The organism is Pseudoflavonifractor sp. AF19-9AC (genome assembly GCF_003478995.1).
Classification (GTDB): domain Bacteria; phylum Bacillota; class Clostridia; order Oscillospirales; family Oscillospiraceae; genus Lawsonibacter.
The window spans coordinates 349,773-372,211 of the sequence record NZ_QUGI01000002.1; the positions used below are offsets into that span (position 1 = coordinate 349,773).

The window sequence follows — 22,439 nt, forward strand, 5'->3', positions numbered from 1 at the left end:
GCAGAGGTGATCACTTTGTCCAAATATCAGGAAAATCTTTCCGCCAACGACCTGTTTTTAGAGTTGGAGGCCTTTTCCGAGGGCCGTTCCACCCGGGCCTGGCGGTGTTTCGGCGCCCATCCGGCCAAGACTGAGGACGGAACCGAGGGCTACTTATTCCGGGTCTGGGCGCCCAACGCCCCCCGCATCACCATCATCGGCGACTTCAACGGCTGGGACCTGGAGGCCACTCCCATGGAGAAGGTGGAGGGCGGCATCTGGGAGGCTTTTGTCCCCGGCCTGCAGCGCTACGACGCCTATCAGTATGCCATCCATCAGGAGGACGGCACCTATGTGGGCAAGGCCGATCCCTTCGGTTTCCACAGCGCCACCCGCCCCGACGTCTCCACCAAGATCTATGATCTGAATACCGGCTACCAGTGGGGCGACAAGAGCTGGATGGAATACCGGGCAAAAACGCCTCTTTATACAAAGCCCATGAATATTTATGAGTGCCACCTGGGCTCCTGGCGGCGTACCGGGGAGGGCGAGTTCCTCTCCTACCGGGACATCGCCTCCTACCTGGTGCCCTACGTGAAGGAGATGGGCTTCACCCATGTGGAGCTGCTGCCGGTGACGGAGCATCCCCTGGACGCCTCCTGGGGCTACCAGTGCACGGGCTACTTCGCGGCCACCAGCCGCTTCGGCATCCCCGACGATCTGAAGTACCTCATTGACCAGCTGCACCAGGCGGGCATCGGAGTCATCATGGACTGGGTTCCCGCCCACTTCCCCCGGGATGCCTTCGGCCTCTACCACTTTGACGGCACTCCCACCTATGAGTACGCCGACCCCCGGAAGGGGGAGCACCCCGACTGGGGCACCCAGGTCTTTGACTTCGGGCGCAACGAGGTGCGGTCCTTCCTCTTCTCCTCGGCCATGTTCTGGCTGGAGGAGTACCACATGGACGGCCTGCGGGTGGACGCAGTGTCCTCCATGCTGTACCTGGACTACGGGCGGCAGAACGGGGAGTGGATGCCCAACATCCACGGCGGCAAGGAGAATCTGGAGGCTATTGACTTCTTCCAGAAGCTGAATACCGCCGTCTTTGCCGACCACCCCGACGTTCTCATGATCGCCGAGGAGTCCACCGCCTGGCCCAAGGTGACCTACCCCGTGGACGAAGGCGGCCTGGGCTTCAACTTCAAGTGGAACATGGGCTGGATGAACGACATCTGCCATTACATCAAGCTGGACCCCTACTTCCGGCAGTTTAACCACCGGGACATCACCTTCTCCCTCATGTACGCCTTCTCGGAGAACTACATCCTACCTCTGTCCCACGACGAGGTGGTCCACATGAAGGGCTCCTTCTTCGGCAAGATGCCCGGGGACAACCCCCAGAAGTTTGCCGGTGTCCGGGCCTTCTACGCCTACATGATGACCCACCCGGGCAAGAAGCTCACCTTTATGGGGGCGGAGCTTGCCCAGTGGAACGAGTGGCACTACGAGTACTCTCTGGACTGGCATCTGCTGCAGTATGAGCCCCACCGCCAAACCCAGGCCTTCTTCCAGGCCATGAACAACTTCTACCTGGCCGAGCCCTCCCTGTGGGAGCAGGACGACTCCTGGCAGGGCTTCCAGTGGCTTTGCGCCGACGACAACACCGCCAACACCGTCTCCTTCCTGCGCTGGGATAAGAGCGGCAAGCCCCTGGCCATTGTGTGCAACTTCTCCCCCAACCACCGGGAGGGCTACCGCATCGGCGTGCCCTTTGCCGGCACCTGGACCCCGGTGTTCAACACCGACGAAACCCGCTTCGGCGGCCAGGGTCTGGGCGACCAGGGCCCCCTGAAGTCGGAGAAGGTCCCCTACCACGACCAGGAGCAGTCTCTGGTCATCGACCTGCCCCCCATGTCGGTGATGATCTACCGCTGCACCCGCCGCGCCCCGGTGCGCAAGCCCAAGGCGGACAAGGCCGCCGCCCCTGAGGCGAAGGCCCCTGCCAAGAAGCGCACCGCCAAGGCCAAGGCGGAGCAGGAGGAGGCTCCCAAGACCCGGGCCAAGACCACCCGCACCAAGGCGGCCAAGGCCCCCAAGGAGGAGGCCCCCAAGGCCGAGGCCAAGCCCGCCAAGGAAGAAGCTCCCAAGACGGAGGCGAAGGCTCCCAAGGCCAAGCGCTCTGTGAAGGCGGCCGCCAGAAAGGCCGCCCGAGGCAAGTCCACCCCCTGATCGTCAGGAATTCCAGGGCCCGCCGTTTTGGCCCGCCTTGTTCCATAGTTCCCCGCGTGAAACAGACAAGAGGTGACAGACGTATGAAGAAAGAAGTCGTTGCCATGTTGCTGGCCGGCGGACAGGGCAGCCGCCTGTACGCACTGACCAGCCATGTGGCAAAACCCGCCGTACCCTTCGGCGGAAAGTACCGCATCATCGATTTCCCCCTGTCCAACTGTGTCAACTCGGGCATTGACACGGTGGGCGTGCTGACCCAATACCGTCCGTTGGAGCTGAACAGCTACATCGGCAACGGCCAGCCCTGGGACCTGGACCGGTCCGACGGCGGCGTCCACATTCTCCCCCCCTACATGCGGGAGGGGGACCAGGGCACCTGGTACAAGGGAACCGCCAACGCCATCTACCAGAACATCGGCTTTTTGGACCTCTATGACCCGGAGTACGTGGTGATCCTGTCCGGTGACCACATCTACAAGATGGACTACACGGACATGCTGGACCTGCACAAGAAGGAGAACGCGGCCTGCACCATCTCCGTTCTGGAGGTCACCATGGAGGAGGCCACCCGCTTCGGCATCATGAACGTGGATGAGAACGACCGCATCTACGAGTTTGAGGAGAAGCCCAAGCACCCCAAGAGCAACCTGGCCTCCATGGGCATTTACATCTTTACCTGGAAGAAGTTGCGTCAGGCCCTCATTGATGACGAGGCTGACCCCAGCTCCTCCAACGACTTCGGCAAGAACATCATTCCCAACCTGCTCTCAGCAGGGGAGAAGCTGATGGCCTACCGCTTCCACGGCTATTGGAAGGACGTGGGCACCATCGACTCCCTGTGGGACGCCAACATGGATATGCTGGCCCCCCGCAGCAGCATCGACCTCTATGACCCCAGCTGGCCCATTTTCGCCCGCTCTCCCATCAAGCCGCCCCACATCACCGGGCCCAACGCCCGCATTTCCCACTCTCTGGTCACCGGCGGCAGCCAGGTGGACGGCCTGGTGGAGAACTCGGTGCTGTTCCACTCCGTAACGGTGGAGGAGGGCGCCAGCGTCCAGTACTCCATCCTCATGCCCGGCGCCGTGGTCAAGGCGGGGGCTCAGGTATCCTATTCCATCGTGGCGGAGGACGCCGTGGTGGAGGCCCGCGCCCTGGTGGGCTCGGCGCCGGATGACAACCCCAATTGGGGCATCGCCGTGGTGGCCGGTGGGGTCACCGTGGGCGAGGGGGCCGTGGTGTCGCCCAGCGCCATGGTCCGGGAAGATGTGAAGGGAGGTGAGCAGGTATGAACGATCTCCACGGAATTTTGTATGCCTACCGCTCCGATGCCAATTTGGGCGAGCTGACTCGTCCCCGCAATACCTGTTCTCTGCCCTTCGGCGGACGGTATCGCCTCATCGACTTCATGCTGTCCAACTATGTGAACGCGGGAATCTCCAACGTGGGCATCATCGTCCACGAGAGCTATCAGTCCCTGCTGGACCACCTGGGCTCCGGCAAGGACTGGGACCTGAGCCGTAAGCACGGCGGTCTGCGCATCCTGCCCCCCTTCAGCTATGCGGAAAAGGGCGGCGGTGAGTACCGGGGCGACATGGCCGCTCTGGCGGGCGTGGCCAACTACCTCCAGAACATCCGGGAGGACTACGTCATCATGGGCCGGGGCGACATGGCCATCAACCTGCCGGTGAACAAGGTGCTGGAGCAGCACATCGCCACCGGCGCGGATATCACCCTGGTGTGTACCCCCATTCTCCACGGCGCCCCCCGCTACTCCGAGTATGTGGAGGTCAATGACGAGGGCCGGATCACCGATCTGTCCATCCACCCCTCCTCCGCCGCCAACAGTCTGGAATCTCTTCGTCTGTACGTCATCTCCAAGCAGCTGCTGCTGGACATGGTGGACTACTGTGCCGCCCACGACATCCAGCACTTCAGCCGGGGCGTGCTGCAGCCCCGCATCAAGTCCCTGAAGCTGTGTCCCTATGTCCACGAGGGCTATGTGGCCCAGTTCCAGTCCATCAGCGACTACTATCAGCGCTCCATGGACCTGCTGGACCCGGCGGTGCGGGCCGACCTTTTCAACCCCGCCCGTCCCATCCGGACCAAGGACCAGTCCAACCCCTCCACCTACTACGGACCGGACTCTGTGTCCAAGTGCTCTCTGGTGGCCGACGGCTGCTACATCGAGGGCGAGGTGGAAAACTCCATTCTCTCCCGCGGTGTGGTGGTGGAGAAGGGCGCCAAGGTGTCCAACAGCGTGCTCATGCAGGGCACGGTGGTGAAGACGGGCGCCTCCCTGTCCTACGTCATCACGGATAAGAACGTAACGGTCCAGGAGGACCGGATGCTCATGGGGCACCAGACCTATCCTCTTGCCATCGCCAAGGGATCTGTGGTGTAACCGGAAGCAGCAGCCCCACCGGGGGTGCGCGGCGGAATGGTCCGCCCCCGCGGTGGGGCTTTGTCCTATCTCAAGCATCAGCCTAGGTCATGCGGAAAGGAAAGGGATCGGAATGAAAATTTTGTTTGCTGCCTCAGAGGTTGCCCCCTTTATCAAGACCGGCGGACTGGCCGACGTGGCGGGCTCCCTGCCCCAGGCCCTGGCCAAAGAGGGCCACGAGGTGAAGGTCATCCTGCCCCTCTACGAGGGCATCAACGGGGACTGGCGCAGCCAGATGACCTTCCTGAAGTACTTCAACGTCACCCTGTCCTGGCGGCAGGTGTACTGCGGCATCTTCGAGCTGGAGCGGGAGGGCGTCACCTACTGGTTTGTGGACAACGAGTACTACTTCAAGCGCTGGCAGCTCTACGGCCACTTCGACGACTGCGAGCGGTTCGCCTTCTTCTCCCGGGCCATTGTGGAGTCGGTGGGCCAGCTGGACTGGGCGCCGGACATTATCCACTGCAACGACTGGCAGACGGCGCTGGTGCCGGTGTACCTGCTGGAGGAGAAGTACCGCATCCCCCAGCTGGGCAATGCCAAAACCGTCTTCACCATTCACAACATCGAGTACCAGGGCCGTTACAGCGACCAGGTGCTTCAGGACGTCATCGGCCTGGACCGCAGCTACTTCAACGAGGGCATGCTGGCCTACTTCGGGGACGTAAACCTGATGAAGGGGGCCATTCTCTCCTCCAACTTCGTCACCACCGTCTCGCCCACCTACGCCCAGGAGCTGCGCACGCCCTTCTACGGCCGGGGCCTGGACGGTGTGGTGAACCAGCAGCAGGAGAAAATCCAGGGCATCCTCAACGGCATCGACATGGACCTGTACGACCCGGCCACCCATCCCGGCCTGGCGGCCAACTTCTCCCCCAAGTCCCTGGTGAAGGGCAAGGCGGAGTGCAAGCTGGCCCTGCAGCAGGCAGTGGGGCTCCAGGAGAACCCGGACACCCCCATCATCGCCTGCGTCTCCCGCCTGGTGGGTCACAAGGGCTTCTCCCTGGTCACCGACGTGCTCCACGAGATCATGAGCATGGACGTGCAGATGGTGGTGCTGGGCACCGGCGACTGGCAGTATGAGGAGGCCTTCCGCCACGCCCAGAGCCAGTATCCCGGCCGCTTCGCCGCCCAGATCACCTACTCGGCCCCTCTGTCCGATATGATCTACGCAGGGTCCGACCTGTTCCTCATGCCCTCCATCTCCGAGCCCTGCGGGCTCAGCCAGATGATCGCCATGCGCTTTGGTACCGTCCCCGTGGTGCGGGAGACAGGCGGGCTCAAGGACACCGTCATTCCCTACAACAAGTTTACCGGCGAGGGCCGTGGCTTCACCTTTACCAACATCAACGCGGGGGATATGCTCTGGGTGCTGCGTGAGGCGGTGGAGCTCTATACCAGCGACAAAAAGGCCTGGCGTGGACTTCAGAAGTCGGGCATGACGGCCGACTTTTCCTGGACCAATTCGGCCCGTCAGTATCTGGATATCTATCAACGAATCCTCGGCTGAAGCCCTGTGTTTTCAGCCCTTCCGCCAGTTGACGCTCCTGTGCAAAGCTGATAAAATGGAAAGCTGTGGGAAAGACTTTCTTTTCCACAGCTTTTTCTTGAAACTTACTTCAAAAATTTTAGGGAGGTACTGCTATGGCTGAATATACCAAGGCCCAGCTTACCGAAATGATTATAGGCAAGCTCCAGCGCAACTTCGGCCGCACCGTGGAGGAAGCCACTGACAGCCACATGTTCAAGGCCTGCGCTCTGGTTCTCCGGGACATCATGTCCCGCCGTCAGATGGAGACGGACAACCGGGTGTGGGAGGGCCAGCAGCGTCAGGTCCACTACCTGTCTCTGGAGTTCCTCATGGGCCGTTCTCTGGAGAAGAACGCCTACAACCTGGGCCTTCTGAACACTTTGAAGCAGGCTCTGGAGGGTCTGGGCTTCTCCGCCTCCGACCTCTTCGAGTCCGAGCCGGACGCCGGTCTGGGCAACGGCGGCCTGGGCCGCCTGGCCGCCTGCTATCTGGACTCCATGACTACCCTGGAGATCCCCGCCACCGGCTACTCCATCTGCTACGAGTTGGGCATCTTCAAGCAGAAGATCATCGACGGCAAGCAGGTGGAGCTGGCGGACAACTGGCTGGGCCTGGGCGACGCCTGGCTCATCCCCAAGCTGGATGAGACCGAGGAGGTCCGCTTCGGCGGCAAGATCGAGGACGGCTGGGACGAGAGCGGCCACAACCGGCCCATCCACACCGGCTACACCACCGTGCTGGCCATTCCCCGGGACATGGAGATCGCAGGCTACAAGACCCGTCACACCAATGTGCTCCGCCTGTGGGACGCCAAGAGCCCGGTGCCCGTGGACATGTCCCTCTACTCCCGGGGCGAGTACCTGAAGGCGGTGGAGCAGCAGGCCATGGCCGAGGTCATCGCCAAGGTGCTCTATCCCGATGACAACCACTACGAGGGCAAGTCCCTCCGGCTCAAGCAGCAGTACTTCTTCGTCTCTGCCACCGTGCAGTCCATCGTGCGCAAGCACCGCTCCCAGTACGGCACTCTGCGGAACTTCCACGAGAAGCACGTCATCCAGATCAACGACACCCATCCCACCCTGGTCATCCCCGAGCTCATGCGCATCCTGCTGGATGTGGAGGGCTACACCTGGGACGAGGCGTGGCACATCGTCACCCACACCGTCTGCTACACCAACCACACCGTCCTGGCCGAGGCCCTGGAGCGCTGGCCCCAGTCCCTCATCGAGACTCTGCTGCCCCGCATCTGGCAGATCCTCAAGGAGATCGCCCGCCGGTACCAGGAGGAGCTTCAGTACCGCTACGGCAACGACATGGGCAAGATCGCCCACATGGCCATCATCTGGGGCGGCGAGGTGCGCATGGCCAACCTGTGCGTGTGCGCCTGTGAGTATATCAACGGCGTTTCCGCCCTCCACTCCGAGATTCTGAAGCAGGACGTGTTCCGGGACGCCTATCAGGCCCAGCCCGACAAGTTCACCAACGTGACCAACGGCGTGGACCACCGCCGCTGGCTGTCTCAGATCAACCCCAAGCTGGACGCCCTCATCCGGGACTGCACCGGCGGCCCCGCCTATCTGCTCCACCCCGAGAAGCTGAGCAAGCTGGAGAAGTTCAAGGACGACAAGTCCGTCCTCCAGCAGCTGGAGGCCATCAAGTCGGAGAACAAGCGCCGCTTTGCCTCCTGGGTGGCCCGGGAGTCCGGTGTGGTGCTGAACACCGACGCCATCTTCGACGTGCAGGTGAAGCGCCTCCACGAGTACAAGCGTCAGCTTCTCAACGTGCTGCACATCATCTACCTGTACCAGCAGCTGCGGGATAACCCCAACATGAACTTCACCCCCCAGACCTTCCTCTTCGGCGCCAAGGCGGCCCCCGGCTACCACGTGGCCAAGGAGATCATCCAGCTCATCAACTCCCTGTCCGCCCAGATCAGCGCCGACCCCATCTGCAAGGACAAGCTGCAGGTGGTCTTCCTGGAGAACTACCGGGTGTCCCTGGCGGAGAAGCTCATGCCCGCCAGCGAGCTCTCCGAGCAGATTTCCACCGCCGGCAAGGAGGCCAGCGGCACCGGCAACATGAAGTTCATGATGAACGGCGCTCTGACCATCGGCACCCTGGACGGCGCCAATGTGGAGATGCACCAGCAGGTTGGGGACGAGAACATCTTCCTCTTCGGCCTGACCGCCGACCAGGTGGTGGAGCGCAAGCGCCAGGGCTACCGTCCTCTGGACATCTACCAGCATAACTCCGCCCTCAAGCGGGTCATCGACCAGATCTCCTCCGGCTTTGCCGACGGGGTGTCCTACGCCGACCTGACCAACCGCCTGCTCTTCGGCGCCGGCGGCAGCCCGGCCGATGAGTATATGCTGCTGGCTGACTTTGACAGCTACTGCCAGGCCCACCAGCGCGCTCTGGCCACCTACGCCGACCGCCAGCAGTGGAACCAGATGTCCCTCATCAACATCGCCCGGTCCGGCATCTTCGCCGCCGACCGTTCCATCAGCGACTACGCCAAGAACATCTGGCACGTGCCCACCCGCTGATATCTGTTCCCTGTTTTTTCGCCCCGCGGCCCGTTGGGCCGCGGGGCTTTTCCATGAACACCCGCCCCCGGATTTTGTCGGACAAGTCTGTTTGCAATTTGGGCCGGGGTGGGCTAAAATAGGCTCTGCTGAATCAGCCGGCCCGGCCGTCCTTGCCGGGCCCAATTTTTCCCACGGAGGAACCGCCATGAACAAAAAAGAACTGGGCGAGCTGCGCCGCCGCTTCCGCGCCGACCGCAGCGCCATCAGCCGGGTCTACGGCTGTTTTGTCAACTGCAACGGAGAGATTGTCTCCGACCTGGATATTTCCCTGGGCATGACCTCCCAGGAGACGGCGGAAAAGTACCTGGGCTTTCTGAAAAAGTCCCTGTCGGGGGGCCTGGGCAAAAATCTGGTGGATATCTCCTTTTCCACCCAGCAGGTGATGGACAGCCCGGAGCACCGGCTGCTCACCACCCTGCGGAAGTCCCGCCTTCAGGACGAGCAGGCCCGTCAGGCCTTCTACCAGCAGGTCATCTCCAGCGCCCCTGTGGAGGGCAACTACCTCATTCTCCTGGCCCACGACGCCTACGACGTCCCCCACCACGGGGAGGACGGGGAGCTGGACGCGGAGGGCTCCGACCAGGTGTTTTCCTACATCGTGTGCGCCGTCTGCCCCATTAAGGACGGCAAGACGGAACTGGGCTACTTCCCCGGGGAGAATGCCTTCCGCTGCGTCTCCGGGCAGACGGTGGCCCAGCCCGAGGTGGGCTTTCTCTTTCCGGCCTTTGACGACCGGGCGGCCAACATCTACCACGCCCTGCTCTATTCCCGGGACACGGAAGAGCTCCCCCAGAGCTTTCTGGATGCCATCTTCCACACCCAGCCGCCCCTGTCCGCCGGGGAGCAGAAGGAGAACTTCCGGGGCGCTCTGGTGGAGGCCCTGGGGGAGGAGTGCCACATGGACGTGCTCCAGACGCTCCACCAGCAGCTGGCCGAACGGGTGGAGGAGCACAAGCAGAGCAAGGACCCGGAGCCTCTGGCCATGACGGCGGGGGAGATCGCGGGCATTCTGGAGGACTGCGGGGTCTCCCAGCCCCACGCCGAGGCCTTCCGGGAGATCTGTACCCAGCAGTTTGGCCCCGACGCCGCCCTCCAGCCGGGCAACCTCATCAACACCAAGAAGGTGGAGCTCAAGACCACCCAGGCCACCATCTCCCTGGATCCCGAGACCTGTTCCATGGTTCAGGAGCGAATCATCGACGGTCGACGGTACCTGCTCATCCCGGTGGGGGAGGGGCTGGAGCTCAACGGCCTGCCCATCCGGGTAAAGCGCCCGGGGCAGGAGCCAAGCGCAAATACATAAATACAAAAAGAGCCTCTCTTTTCTGACGAGAAGAGAGGCTCTTTTTTATTGCGTGCAGGCCGCAAGCTCTCCTATGTGGGATGCATAAACTTATTTTGGGGAGATCGACCGTCCCGGTTACATATGGAGGTAATTTTGCATTTCCCCCTTTTAGTTCCTTCGTTTTTCACGACACGCTTTTGAATTGTCTCTCTTTTTTTGCTCGATTTTTGTTCTTTTTTGTCGAAAATATCCCCTAAGTTTCCCCATTTTCTCTCTTTAGCGAAATAGACTTTTTTGCACATGCATTTTTGCCTTTGTGGACACGCCAAGAAACGTTTCATTTTTGCCACTTTTTGTTTTGAACAAAATGATCAAAAGTATGTGCCCATTTTCCCTTGAATTGTGTGCATTTTTTATTATAATAATCAAAAAAGAACAGTCGAGGAGGTGTACAATTTATAGACCACGGCAAAATGTGGTAATTCATTTCAAGCAACAAGGATCAGAAAGGATGGAACGGAATGAAGGTATTAGCAGTTTGCGGATTGGGCATTGGCTCCAGTATCATTTTGAAAATCAATGTTGGCAAGGTGCTGGATGAGCTGGGTGTGAAAGATTACAGTCTGGATGTGGCAGATATCGGTTCTGCCCAGTCCATTCACTTCGACCTGGCTGTCACCTCAGTCGAGCTTGCCGGCATCTTGAGCAAGAACATGAAGGACGAAGACAAGTTCCGTGTGCTGGCAATCAGCAACTTCGTAGACAAGAACGAGATGAAGGAAAAGGTAAAGGCCTGTTTGGAGCAGCTTGGCGTTTAACGGCGAGGCGTGCATCCAAGGAGGCGGTTTGAATTTCATTTTAAGAAAGGCTGGGAAATAAATGGAAATCCTATGGGGCATTATCAATAACTTTTTGACAGACTCCACCATCTTGATTGGCCTGGTCGTTCTACTGGGTCTGATCATTCAGGGCAAGAAACTGGACCAGATCATCATCGGCACCATGAAGGCCATCATGGGCATCATCATTCTGAACACCGGTGCCGGAGTGATGTCAGGCGTTATCACTAACTATCTCTCTCCTCTGCTGATGGAGTCCTTTAACATCGAAGGACTGGTTCCCATGACCACCTCGGTGGTGGCCATCGCAACCGAGCAGTACGGTGCCACCGTTGCTTACATCATCGTGGGCGCATTTATCATCAACCTGCTGCTGGCCCGCTTCACTCCCTTCAAGTTTATCTTCCTGGCCGGCCACCACTTCCTCTATGTGGCCAGTGCCATGACCATTTCCATGGCCTGCGCCGGCGTGGGCGGCGTGCCTGCAGTGGTAATCGGTTCCGTCATCGCCGGTATCCTCTATACCATCCTCCCCGCCATCAACCAGAAGTCCATGGACGAAATCACCGGCGGTCAGCCCCTGGCTCTGGGCCACTTCGGCGCCACCGGATACTGGCTGGCAGGCCAGGCGGGCAAGCTGTTCAAGGGCAGCAAGGATAAGAGCACCGAGAACATGAAGCTGCCCAAGGGCCTCGCCTTTGCCAAGGAGACGGTGTGTGCGGTGGCAGTGGTCATGTTCATCATGCTCACCATCTGCACCGTGGTGGTAGGCTCCGACTACCTCCACGAGGAGCTGGGCGTCACCCAGGCTGCGGCCACCTTCGTTATCACTCAGAGCATTACCTTCGGTGCCGGCCTGACCATTCTTCTCCAGGGCATCCGTATGATGGTCTCCGAGATCCTCTCCGCCTTTGAAGGCATTGCCTCCAAGGTGGTCCCCAACGCTCTGCCCGCTCTGGACGTCCCCGTGGTGTTCCCCTACGCCCCCAACGCGGTTCTCATCGGCTTCCTGTCCGCCACCATCGCCGGCGTGTGCTGCTCCATCCTGTTCAGCTTTGCTGTCGGCGTGTTCGTGGTTCCCCCGGTCATTGAGTTCTTCTTCATGGGCGGTGCCGGCGGTGTGTTCGGCAACCGCACCGGCGGTGTCAAGGGCGCCATCCTGGGTGGCGCCATCAACGGCATTCTCTTTATCATTCTCCCCTGGGTCTACTTCACTGCTTGCAACGGAATCCTCGGTCCCTACAACGTCACCGTGGTGGATCCGGACTTCGTGTGGGCCGGCCTGCTGGCCCTGGCGGCAGCGATTGGCGTAGGCGGTCTGGGTGGTTAAGACCATGAAACTTCTGGACATCACCCAAACCTACGAACCGGGTATGCAGCATTACCCCAGCATCCCGGACTTCCACCTGGAGTGGGTCCGCCACTACGATAAGGGCAGCGGAATGGCCCTCTCCCGCTTCACAACCACCAGCCATCTGGGCACCCATATCGACGCACCCTACCACTTTCTTTCCCAGGGGGCCCGCACCATTGATCTCCCTCTGGAAACCCTGTGCGGACCGGCCCAGGTGGTGGATGCCCGGGGACTGCCCTGTATCACCCGGGACGTGCTGGCCGGCTGTGATATCCATACCCCACGTCTGATTTTTCTCACAGACAACACCCGTCTGCTGAAGGAATCGGACTCCTTTGAAAACGTTTATTTTACGCCGGATGCCTGTGACTATCTGTCCCAGGCGGGGGTTCAGCTGGTAGGCATCGACTATTTCAGCGTGGATCCCAAGGGCGACAAGAGCCGTTCGGCTCATCTGCCTCTGCTCAGCAGCGGCATCATCATTCTGGAGGCCGTCCAGCTGGACGGCGTGGCCCCAGGCGATTACGAGCTGTGGTGTCTGCCTCTGAAAATCGCAGAGGTGGAGGGAGCTCCCTGCCGGGCAATCCTGCGGACGAAGGAGGAACTTCCTGTATGAAGGTATTGGTAACCGGAGCGTCGGGCCTGCTGGGCTGGGACATCGCAGATGCCTTTCAGGCCGCCGGCCACACGGTAAAGCGGCTTTTGGGGCGTCGGGATGTGAACATCCTGGACACCAAGGCAGTTGCCGACTGTGTCAGCTCCTTTGCCCCGGACCTTGTGGTCCATGCTGCGGGCTACCGGGATCTGGACGACATGGAGCAGCACCCCCACGAGGGCTACGCCATCAACACCCTGGGCACCTGGAACATGACCCTGGCCTGCCGTGCCACCAACTGCAAGCTGATTTACATCAGCAGCGACACGGTGTTTGACGGAGAAAAAACGGACGGCTACCACGAGTTTGATACGCCCTGCCCCGTCAACGTGTACGGCAAGAGCAAGCTGGCCGCCGAACAGGTCATCCGCTCCCTGTGGGAGAAGCACTTTATCGTACGCACCGCCCTGCTCTTCGGCTATAAAGGGCACCGGGAGAACAGCTTTATCTTCCACATCGTGGATGAGCTGACCGCCGGACGCAGCATCTCGGCCAGCGAGGACCAGATCTGCTGTCCCTCCTACACCGCCGACCTGGCCAAGGCTCTGGTGGAGCTGGGCCAGACAGAGTGGTACGGCACCTATCATCTGACCAATTCGGGAACGGCCTCCCGCTGTGACATCAGCCGGGCGGTGGCCCGCCTGGCCGGTCTGGACCCGGAGATGGTAAAGCCGGCCAAGGCCTCCTCCACCAAGATTGCCCGCCGGGCCAAAAATACGGTCTTCCGCTCCCTGGCCTGGCCCGCAGCCTTCGGCTATGAGCTCCCCCCCTGGGAGGAAGCGCTGGAGCGCTGCTGGAAGGAAAGCCAGGAACAGGAGGCGAGCACCCCGTGAAGACGGTACTGGTGGCCTCCAAAACCTGCCGTGCCATCGCTCCCGCAGAGGAACTGATTGCCCGGTTTGCCCAGGCCGGCCTGCAGGCTGAGCTTGGCAGTCTGGCCGACCGTCCGGATTGTCTGGAGCGCTGTGACGCCGTGGTGCTGGGCACCGAGATCATGGACGAAACACGGCTGCGAGCAGGAAAAAACCTGAAGCTGGTGTGCAAATTCGGCGTTGGTCTGGACAACATCGACCAGGCCGCCGCCCAGACTCTGGGAATCGCCGTACGAAATCTCCCCGCCGTCAATTCCGGCGCGGTGGCCGAGCTGGCCTTCGGACTGATGCTCACCCTGGCCCGCCGCATCGCAGAAGGGGACCGGGCCGTCCGCAGCGGCGCCTGGCCCCGTCTGGTGGGAACCACGCTCCGGGGCAAGACCCTGGGGATTCTGGGCACCGGAGCCATCGGCAGCACCCTGGCCCGTCTCTCCTCCGGCTTTGGGATGAAGCTCCTGGGCTATGACGCCATGGAGAATCCCGCGTTCCTGTCGGCGGGAGGGGCGTACGCTCCGCTGGATCAGGTGCTGGCTCAGGCCGACTTTGTCTCCGTACATCTGCCCCTCAACGATGCCACCCGCAACTGCATCGGTGCACGGGAGCTGGGGCTCATGAAGCCCACCGCCATTCTCATCAACACCGCGCGGGGCGGTCTGGTGGACGAAGCTGCTTTGGAGGAAGCCCTCCGGGCCGGCCGTCTGGCCGGGGCGGGGCTGGATGTTCTGGCCCACGAGCCCCCCTCCGAAAGCCCGCTTCTGGGCATGGAGCAGGTCATCTGCACCCCCCACATCGCCGCCTATGACGACGCCACGCTCCGCCACATGCTGGAGCGCTGTATCGAGACGCTGACCGACTTTTTGAATGAGAAATAGGATGTGAAGCATACATGCTTACAAGCTTATTAACCAAAGAAACCATCGCCCTCCAGGTGGAGGCGGAGGACTGGATGGACGCCATCCGGAAATCAGCCCGTCCCCTGCTGGAGAACGGGTCCATTGAACCCCGCTACATTGACAGCATGATTCAGGCGGTTAAGGACCTGGGTCCCTACATCGCCATTGCGCCCGGTGTGGCCATTGCCCACGCCAAGCCGGAGCAGGGTGTGGTGCGCATGGGGATGTCCCTGGCCACCCTGAAGCACCCCGTTTCCTTTGGAAACACGGCCAACGATCCCATTCGTCTGGTACTGACCCTGGCGGCCCAGGACCATGACGCCCATCTTAACGCCATGGGCGACATGGTGGAGCTGCTGGGCAGCCCGGACCGATTCCAGCGTATTCTGGATGCCCAACAGGTGGACGAAGTCTGTGCCTGCCTGAAGGAATGTGAACAGGAGGCAGAAGCATGACCGTTACCAAAACTCTGGACGAAATTCGTTCCTACGTCACTCAGATTCTTCAGACAAAGGGCGTTCCCCCCGAGGCCTGCCAGACCGTGGCGGACAGCCTGGCCTACGCCGATGGCCGGGGCACCCGCTCCCATGGTCTCAACATGCTCAGCGCCTATCTGGAGCGCATTGACGCCGGAGGAATTGACGTCGCCGCCGTCCCTCAGGTGGTGCGGGAAGACGCCTGCACCCTCTGTCTGGATGCCAAAAACGGCTTCGGCCAGGTGGGCGTCCAGGCTCTGGTGGACGGGCTGCTGAAAAAGGCGGAACAGTCCGGTGTGGTCTGCGGCAGCGTGCGCAGCCTGAACCACTGCGGCGCTCTGGCCTACTATACCGAGCAGTGCGCCCGGCAGGGGTACATTGCGTTCCTGTTTGTCAATGCCAATCCCACCGTCGCCCCCTTCGGCGGCATGGAAGCTACCCTGGGCACCAACCCCATGTCCGTGGCGCTGCCCAACGGCGACCTGCCCATTCTTCTGGACATGGCCTCCAGCGCGGTGGCCAAGGCCAAAATTTACCAAGCCGCCAAGCTGGGCCAGAAAATCGATCCCTCCTGGGCGCTGGACCAGGAAGGAAACCCCACCGACGATCCTCAGAAAGCCATCTCCGGTGTGCTCACCTCCATGGCCGGCCCCAAGGGCTACGGCATTGCTCTGGTGGTGGAGGCGCTGGCCGGCGTGGTCAGCGGAGCAGGCATTACCAGTCAGGTCTCCTCGGTTCATAAGGGTCTGGACCGCGGCATGAACGCCGGCGGCTTCCTGATCCTGATCAATCCCAGTGCCTTCCTGTCCCCCGGGGACTACCGCCACCGTCTGGCTCAGCTGGTGGAGAGCGTCAAGTCCTGCAAGCCTCAGCCCGGCCGCGAGATCTTCCTGCCCGGTGAGATCGAGCACCGCAACCTGGCCAAGGCCAAGGCGGAGGGCGTCACCTACGACTCGGTTTTCTTCACCTGACCAGAACATTCTCTTTATTTACCCTGTGCGCAAAGTCCATTCACTATATAACTTGGAGGTATTATCATGAAAGCAAAAGAATTTGTCGGCATTATTCCCCCCGCCCTGTCCTCCTTTGACAAGGACGGCAACATCTATGAGAAGGGCCTGCGGGAAAATATCCGCTTCATTCTGCCCTACGTGGACGGCCTGTATCCCATCGGCACTTACGGCTGCGGTCCCTGCATGGACCTGGACGAGCGCAAGCGGGTTTTGGAGATCATCCTGGACGAGGTCAACGGCAAGGTTCCCGTGGTGGCCCATGTAGGCACCGCCGACACCAAGACCACCTGTGAACTGGCCCGCCATGCCAAGGCGGCCGGCGCCGCCGGTGTGGGCGCCATCTCCCCCTACTACTCTCCCAACCTGCCCGAGGAGGCTCACTACCGCCACTTTGCCGCCCTTCTGGACGCGGTAAACGAGGAGGAGTTCCCCGTCTTCGTGTACAACAACAAGAACCTCTCCCAGAACGCCATCACCCCCAAGCTGCTGCGCCGTCTGGCTGAGCACGGCCTGCGGGGCTGCAAGGACAGCTCCTTCGACCTGGTGAACTACTACCAGTTCCACGAGGCCATCAAGGACATCCCCGATTTCAACCTCATCGTGGGCACCGAGGCCATTTTCGTATCCGCCTTTGATGCCGGCGCCACCGGCTGCGTGTGCGGCATGGCCAACATTTTCCCCGAGCTGATGCAGGACATCCGCCAGGCCTACCTGAAGGGCGATCGTGAGAAGGCCATGGCCGATCAGTACAAGATCCTGAAGCTGCGCGCCGTCACCAAGTCCGCCCCCACCGTGCCCATCATGCACGCCATTCTGGCCATGCGCGGCGTGGACTCCGGCCTGCCCCGCAGCCCCTACATTGAGATCAGCGACGAGCTGAAGGCCAGCGTCAAATCCAAGCTGGAGGAAATGGGCCTGCTGTGATACAATAGCGGCATAGAGAAACACCGGGGCGGGTGGGAGCTTCCGGCCCTCCGTCCGCCCCCATCCCTCCGCCGGAGAGAACCGAGGTGGTATCTGTGCCCTATCTCACATCCCGATGCTCTGTCATCGCCCATATCCTTCTGGAACAGACGGAGCCCATCACCATCTCCCGCCTGGCCCAGACCCTTCAGATCAGCGAGCGAACCGTCCGCTACGATCTGGATGAGCTGGATGCCTGGCTGGCCGCCCAGAATGTGCTTCTGGTGCGCAAACGGCGCATCGGCGTCTTTCTGGACCGAACCTCCCAGGGCTTCCCCTCCCTTCAGGAGGCATTTACCGGTGCGTCCGACTCCTCCCGCATCTATTCCGGCGCGGAGCGCCGATGGCACATTGTACATCGGCTGCTCAGCGGTCTGCCCCAGAACCTGTCCGGTCTGGCGGAGGCCACAGGGGTCAGCAAATCCACGGTGTGCCGGGATCTGGAGGATGTGGAGCAGTGGCTGACTGCCCGCCGCATTTATCTCTCCCGTGCCCGCGATCTTTTCTGCACGGGCAACGAGCTGGATATCCGCAAGGCTATGGTGGATCTGGCCTATGAGCGCTTCGGGCGTATGCCGCTGGTGAAGCTGCTCCAGACCGCCCAGCGGCCTTTGAAGGATGTGCTGTGGTTTCCCGAGGGCTTCTCCCTCTCCACTGCCGAGCTGATTTCCACGGTGCGCCGCCTGCAGCGGGATCTCCAGGTATCCTTTACCGATGAATCTTCCCTGGAAATCCTCCTGTACTTCGGCGTGACCCTGTCCCGGATCTTTTCCGGCAAATATGTGTTTCTTCCCGAAGCGAACCTTGTCCACCTGGCCTCCACCCGGGAATTTCTGGTCACCGGACAGGTGCTGGGGGAGCTGGCTTCCAGTTTGAATCTGGACTTTCCCGAGGCCGAACGCTGCTACGCCACCATGCATGTGCTGGGCTGCAGCGTCACCCATGCCGACGCATCGGGCAAAACCTCCCGGGCTGAGCAGTACCTGCAGGCCGCGGTCAAGGATTTTATTGCGGAGGTCAGCCATATTCTGGGAAAAAACCTGTCCCAGGACCCCGTCCTTCTCCAGGACCTGATGCTGGAGCTCCGTCCCTGGATCTCCAGAGCCCGCTTTCGGGTGGGCACTCCCCATGACACCGGCAGTCTGATCCAGACGGCCTACGCCGATATTTTCCGGGCGGTCTGGGCTTCCATGCCTCTTCTGGAGGTGCAGTTTGGCGTACAGTTTGATCTGGCCCTTGCGGAGGAGCTGTCGGCCTACATCGCAGCCGCCTGGGAGCGCACGGAGCAGGACAGTGCAGACAAATACGTAACCGCCATCGTGGTGTGCGGGGCCGGCATCGGGGCAGCCAAGCTGCTCTCCTCCCGCATTACCAAGCTTTTTCCCCAAATTCAGGTTCTCCAGGAAATTTCCCTGGCGGAATTTGAATCCTTTGACACCGGCAGCGTGGACATTGTATTTACCGCCGCTCCCATAGAGCATGCCGCATCCAATGTCCTCTGTGTCGAGCCGCTCCTGGGTCCCGAAAGCCAGGAGCAGGTATCCCGCTATCTGCGGGATAACCTCCACCAGTTTGAAAATCGGGACCGCTATATTCAGAAAATTTTGATGATCGTGGAGAACAACTGCACCATCGAAAACCGTTCAAAGCTCTATCAGGAGCTGGAGCAGTTTCTCTACGCGCAGAAAGTGCATTCCATCTTACAAACCGCACGGCATTACTCGCTTGGATCTCTGATCACCAAAAAACGAATTATCCTTCATGCTGACGCCGCGGACTTCCGCCAGGCCATCACCCTGGGCGGTGAGCTGTTGGTCCGGGACGGCGCCATTGAACCAGATTATATCAGGGCGATGATTGAACACACCGTGGCCTATCCCTCCGACGTGGTGGTGGCCCCCCACGTCGCACTGGCCCACGCCACTTCCTGTGGGAATGTACACGAGGTCTGTATGAGCCTTGTGCTGCTGGATCACCCAGTTCCCTTCCACCATCTCCGCAACGATCCAGTCAAGCTGGTGCTCTGCTTGGGGACTGTAGATAACTATTCTCACGAGAAGGCAATCTATGACTTGCTTAAAATATTGGAAAACAAATATCTGCTGGACAGCATTCTGCAAGCGGAACATGTAAACCAAATTCTGCTCACCATCAACGGAATCAACTAAAACTGGGACAGAGTGTTCCCACAAGAATCAGGAGAATGGATTATGGAAAAGCAATCGGTCACCATTACCAATCCCACCGGCATCCATGCCAGACCCGCATCTCTTCTGGTAAGTCTGTGCCAACAATTCCAGTCTGACATTGTCATGGAGTGCGCAGACAGCGGGCGGCAGGTCAATCCCAAAAGCATTTTCAGCGTCCTGTCCGGCCGGCTGAAGCCGGGCACCACCGTGACCGTCGCGGCAGACGGCGAGGACGCTCAGCAGGCCGTGCAGGAGATCTGCACCTTTATTGAAGCACTGGAGGAATAACCCATGCAAATCAAAGGGATTGGCGTATGCGGCGGCATGGCGATTGCGCCCATACACTATGTGGAGTCGCCCTGTCCGGCGGATATCAACGAGCATACCGATCGGGAACCGGCACAGTTGAAGGCCCGTCTGGATGAGCTGACCGCAGCGCTGCAGCAGGAGTTTTTGTCCCGGGCGGCGCTTCTGCGTCAGCGTGAGCAGACACAGGACGCCGAGATGCTGGAGATGCAGGCGGTTATGCTCTGTGATGTCACCTTCCAGAACGGGGTCTGCCGCTACCTGGACCAGGGGTACAGTCTGGCCGCATCCATCACCCGCAGCTCCAATGACCAGCAGCAGGGCATTCTGGAAACAGAGGACCCCTACCTGATGGAGCGTGTGGCCGATGTGGCAGACATGGCCTCCCGTCTGGTATATGCCTGCTGGGAGATCCCCTATCCCGACCTGTCCCAGCTGGATCATCCGGTGGTGGTGGCGGCGGAGGACCTTCAGCCCTCCATGCTGGTCAGCGCTCCGGAGGAATTTATCCAGGGACTGGTGCTGGAGCACGGATCCCGCACCTCGCACATTGCCATCCTGGCCGCCGGCCGGGAGCTGCCCACCCTGGTGGGCTGCGAGGATCTGTCCGCCCTCCATGCCAGCTTCCGGGCGGGTAAGCCGGAGCTGGTCTGTCTGGATGCAGACCAGGGAACGCTCTCCTTTGCCATGACGGACCAGGAGCTGCAGCAGGCCCGGCAGAAGCTGGAGGCCTGGCAGCAGGAGCGGCAGGCGCTCTTTGTCTACCGTGATCAGATCTGTGCCACCGCCGACGGCGAGCGGGTGTATCTCTATGGCAACATCATGGAAGCCGCTGCCGCAGAGCGAGTCCGGGAGTACGGCGGCGACGGCGTAGGCCTGTTCCGCACGGAATTTCTTTACATGAACCGGTCCACCCTGCCCAGCGAGGAGGAGCAGTTTGCCCATTACCGGGCGGCTGTCCGCAAAATGGGCGGGAAGGACGTGACCATCCGCACCATGGATATCGGGGCGGACAAGCAGACTCCGGCGCTGGATTTGGGGCGGGAGGAAAATCCCTTCCTGGGCTTCCGGGCCATCCGGGTCTGCCTGGCCAAGCCGGATATCCTGCGCACACAGCTTCGGGCAATTCTGCGGGCCAGTGCCTTTGGCCCGGTTAAAATCCTGTTCCCCATGATTTCCCGCATGTCCGAGCTGGATCAGGCGCTGGCCATTCTGGAGGACTGTAAGGCCCAGCTCCGCCAGGAGGGCAAGTCCTTTGATGAGTCCATTCGCATTGGAATTATGGTTGAAATTCCCTCCGTGGCAATTTTGGCCTCTCAGTTTATTCAGAAGGTGGATTTTTTCAGCATCGGAAGCAACGACCTGACCCAGTACACCCTGGCCGTAGACCGGATGAACGAAAAAATCGACTATCTCTACGACGGGCTGGACCCTGCGGTCCTGACGCTGATTCGTGCCTCTGTCCGGGCGGCAGACCAGGCAGGCGGCGGAAAGACCTGCGGCCTGTGCGGCGAGCTGGGATCGGATCCCAAAGCGGTCCCCATTCTTCTGGGGCTGGGGCTCCGCCACCTGAGCGTAAATCCTTCCGCACTGCTGCAGACCAAGCGTCTTATTTCCCAGCTGCACCGTTCCGATCTGGAGCGGGCAGTGGCCCAGTTGAACTTGTAACTCCTCACCTCACTTCTTTTCCCTTGAGCATCCCCCGTCCTGCGTGACGGGGGATGCTCATTTTTCTTCCTTTTGGCGGAACCTCGAATGACAGCCCTGCTCTTCACATAAATATGGAGTAAATCTCAAATTGAATGGAGTGGGGCTCAATGAAGCTTGTGGGCAAACGTATTTTGTTCCTGTCTCTGAAGAAAAAGTGGTGGACCGCCGGTCTGTGCCTGTGCCTTGCGGCGCTGATGTTCTATGTGGTGAACTATCCGGCGGTGGTGGGAGCGTCGGCCACCACCCGTCAGCTGCCCATCTACTGCGTCCAGCGGGACCAGAAGCTGGTGTCCATCAGCTTTGACGCGGCCTGGGGGAACGAGGACACCCAGCAGCTCATTGATATCCTGGGACAGTATAACGTGAAGGCCACTTTCTTTGTGGTGGGGGAGTGGGCGGACAAATATCCCGAGTCGGTGAAGGCGCTGTCGGACGCGGGCCATGAGGTGATGAACCACTCCAACACCCACGCCCATTATCCCCAGATGTCCCCGGACGAGGTAGTGGCCGATCTCAACGCCTGCAACGATAAAATCGAGGCCATCACGGGGGAGCGCCCCACCCTGGTCCGACTGCCCTACGGGGACTATGATGACAACTCCATCAACGCCGTGCGGTCCATCGGCATGGAGCCCGTCCAGTGGGACGTGGACAGCCTGGACTGGAAGGAGATTTCGGCGGAGGAAATTACCCAGCGGGTCACCTCCAAGGTGCAGCCCGGGTCCATTGTCCTCTTCCATAACGCCGCACTCCATACCCCCGAGGCCCTGCCGACGATTTTGTCCACACTGCTCCAGGAGGGCTATACCTTCGTACCCATCTCCCAAATCATTCTGTGTCAGCCCTATACCATTGACCATACCGGGCGGCAGTGTCCCTGTGCGTAGGAGGGGCTGCCCCAGAGTGCAAAACAGGCCATGTCTACCAAATGTCTACCAAAAAAGGCGCCGGAACCCTTGTGTCCCAAGGGTTCCGCGTTTTTCCATTTTCTGGGCGTCTACCAAATGTCTACCAAGATAACTTTTTGACTGGAAAAGTGGCCATTTCCCTGGCTTTTCATTGGATTTTCCTCACAAAATCCCGAGTGCAAGGGGCGTTATACCGGCCTAAA

18 protein-coding genes are annotated in these 22,439 nt (G+C 60.5%); all 18 read left to right on the forward strand.

Annotation, left to right across the window (positions count from 1 at the left end):
* The first annotated feature begins 15 nt into the window (after nucleotides 1-15).
* Nucleotides 16-2,211 (forward strand): 1,4-alpha-glucan branching protein GlgB, encoded by a 2,196-nt coding sequence (gene glgB / locus DWX58_RS04570; RefSeq protein WP_243093258.1) that lies wholly within the window; start codon nucleotides 16-18, stop codon nucleotides 2,209-2,211.
* 83 nt (nucleotides 2,212-2,294) lie between these two features.
* Nucleotides 2,295-3,503 (forward strand): glucose-1-phosphate adenylyltransferase, encoded by a 1,209-nt coding sequence (locus tag DWX58_RS04575; protein WP_118641784.1) that lies wholly within the window; start codon nucleotides 2,295-2,297, stop codon nucleotides 3,501-3,503.
* Nucleotides 3,500-4,615, forward strand: a complete 1,116-nt coding sequence (glgD, locus tag DWX58_RS04580) for a glucose-1-phosphate adenylyltransferase subunit GlgD (RefSeq protein ID WP_118641785.1) — start codon at nucleotides 3,500-3,502, stop codon at nucleotides 4,613-4,615. The genes DWX58_RS04575 and glgD overlap by 4 nt, the downstream gene beginning before the upstream one ends.
* A gap of 112 nt (nucleotides 4,616-4,727) precedes the next feature.
* Complete coding sequence (gene glgA, locus DWX58_RS04585; RefSeq protein ID WP_118641786.1) at nucleotides 4,728-6,164, forward strand: glycogen synthase GlgA; 1,437 nt, start codon at nucleotides 4,728-4,730, stop codon at nucleotides 6,162-6,164.
* Nucleotides 6,165-6,298: 134 nt separating this feature from the next.
* On the forward strand, nucleotides 6,299-8,731 hold the full coding sequence (locus tag DWX58_RS04590) for a glycogen/starch/alpha-glucan phosphorylase (RefSeq protein WP_118641787.1): 2,433 nt from the start codon (nucleotides 6,299-6,301) through the stop codon (nucleotides 8,729-8,731).
* A 187-nt stretch (nucleotides 8,732-8,918) separates the two neighbouring features.
* Nucleotides 8,919-10,076: a DUF4317 domain-containing protein gene (locus tag DWX58_RS04595; protein ID WP_118641788.1), complete on the forward strand. Its 1,158-nt coding sequence runs from the start codon at nucleotides 8,919-8,921 to the stop codon at nucleotides 10,074-10,076.
* 503 nt (nucleotides 10,077-10,579) lie between these two features.
* A complete protein-coding gene (locus DWX58_RS04600) occupies nucleotides 10,580-10,876 on the forward strand; it encodes a PTS sugar transporter subunit IIB (RefSeq protein WP_118641789.1) in 297 nt (98 codons plus the stop codon).
* Nucleotides 10,877-10,937: 61 nt separating this feature from the next.
* Nucleotides 10,938-12,227 (forward strand): PTS ascorbate transporter subunit IIC, encoded by a 1,290-nt coding sequence (locus tag DWX58_RS04605; protein ID WP_118641790.1) that lies wholly within the window; start codon nucleotides 10,938-10,940, stop codon nucleotides 12,225-12,227.
* Between the two features lie 4 nt (nucleotides 12,228-12,231).
* Complete coding sequence (locus DWX58_RS04610; protein WP_118641791.1) at nucleotides 12,232-12,867, forward strand: cyclase family protein; 636 nt, start codon at nucleotides 12,232-12,234, stop codon at nucleotides 12,865-12,867.
* On the forward strand, nucleotides 12,864-13,739 hold the full coding sequence (gene rfbD / locus DWX58_RS04615; RefSeq protein ID WP_118641792.1) for a dTDP-4-dehydrorhamnose reductase: 876 nt from the start codon (nucleotides 12,864-12,866) through the stop codon (nucleotides 13,737-13,739). Before DWX58_RS04610 ends, rfbD begins: the two co-directional genes overlap by 4 nt.
* Nucleotides 13,736-14,650 (forward strand): phosphoglycerate dehydrogenase, encoded by a 915-nt coding sequence (locus DWX58_RS04620; RefSeq protein ID WP_118641793.1) that lies wholly within the window; start codon nucleotides 13,736-13,738, stop codon nucleotides 14,648-14,650. The genes rfbD and DWX58_RS04620 overlap by 4 nt, the downstream gene beginning before the upstream one ends.
* A 14-nt stretch (nucleotides 14,651-14,664) precedes the next feature.
* A complete protein-coding gene (locus tag DWX58_RS04625; RefSeq protein ID WP_118641794.1) occupies nucleotides 14,665-15,126 on the forward strand; it encodes a PTS sugar transporter subunit IIA in 462 nt (153 codons plus the stop codon).
* Complete coding sequence (locus DWX58_RS04630; protein WP_118641795.1) at nucleotides 15,123-16,118, forward strand: Ldh family oxidoreductase; 996 nt, start codon at nucleotides 15,123-15,125, stop codon at nucleotides 16,116-16,118. The genes DWX58_RS04625 and DWX58_RS04630 overlap by 4 nt, the downstream gene beginning before the upstream one ends.
* Before the next feature lie 66 nt (nucleotides 16,119-16,184).
* On the forward strand, nucleotides 16,185-17,084 hold the full coding sequence (locus tag DWX58_RS04635; RefSeq protein ID WP_118641796.1) for a dihydrodipicolinate synthase family protein: 900 nt from the start codon (nucleotides 16,185-16,187) through the stop codon (nucleotides 17,082-17,084).
* A 95-nt stretch (nucleotides 17,085-17,179) separates the two neighbouring features.
* Nucleotides 17,180-19,291 carry a PTS sugar transporter subunit IIA gene (locus DWX58_RS04640; protein WP_158579214.1) on the forward strand — a complete coding sequence of 704 codons (2,112 nt, stop codon included), beginning with the start codon at nucleotides 17,180-17,182 and terminating at the stop codon, nucleotides 19,289-19,291.
* A 42-nt stretch (nucleotides 19,292-19,333) separates the two neighbouring features.
* On the forward strand, nucleotides 19,334-19,600 hold the full coding sequence (locus tag DWX58_RS04645) for an HPr family phosphocarrier protein (RefSeq protein ID WP_118641798.1): 267 nt from the start codon (nucleotides 19,334-19,336) through the stop codon (nucleotides 19,598-19,600).
* A 3-nt stretch (nucleotides 19,601-19,603) separates the two neighbouring features.
* The gene (ptsP, locus tag DWX58_RS04650) at nucleotides 19,604-21,286 is read left to right on the forward strand and encodes a phosphoenolpyruvate--protein phosphotransferase (protein ID WP_118641799.1); all 1,683 of its coding nucleotides are present in this window, start codon (nucleotides 19,604-19,606) and stop codon (nucleotides 21,284-21,286) included.
* A 149-nt stretch (nucleotides 21,287-21,435) separates the two neighbouring features.
* Entirely contained in the window at nucleotides 21,436-22,215 is a 780-nt protein-coding gene (locus tag DWX58_RS04655) for a polysaccharide deacetylase family protein (protein ID WP_118641800.1), read from the forward strand.
* Nucleotides 22,216-22,439 lie beyond the last annotated feature (224 nt).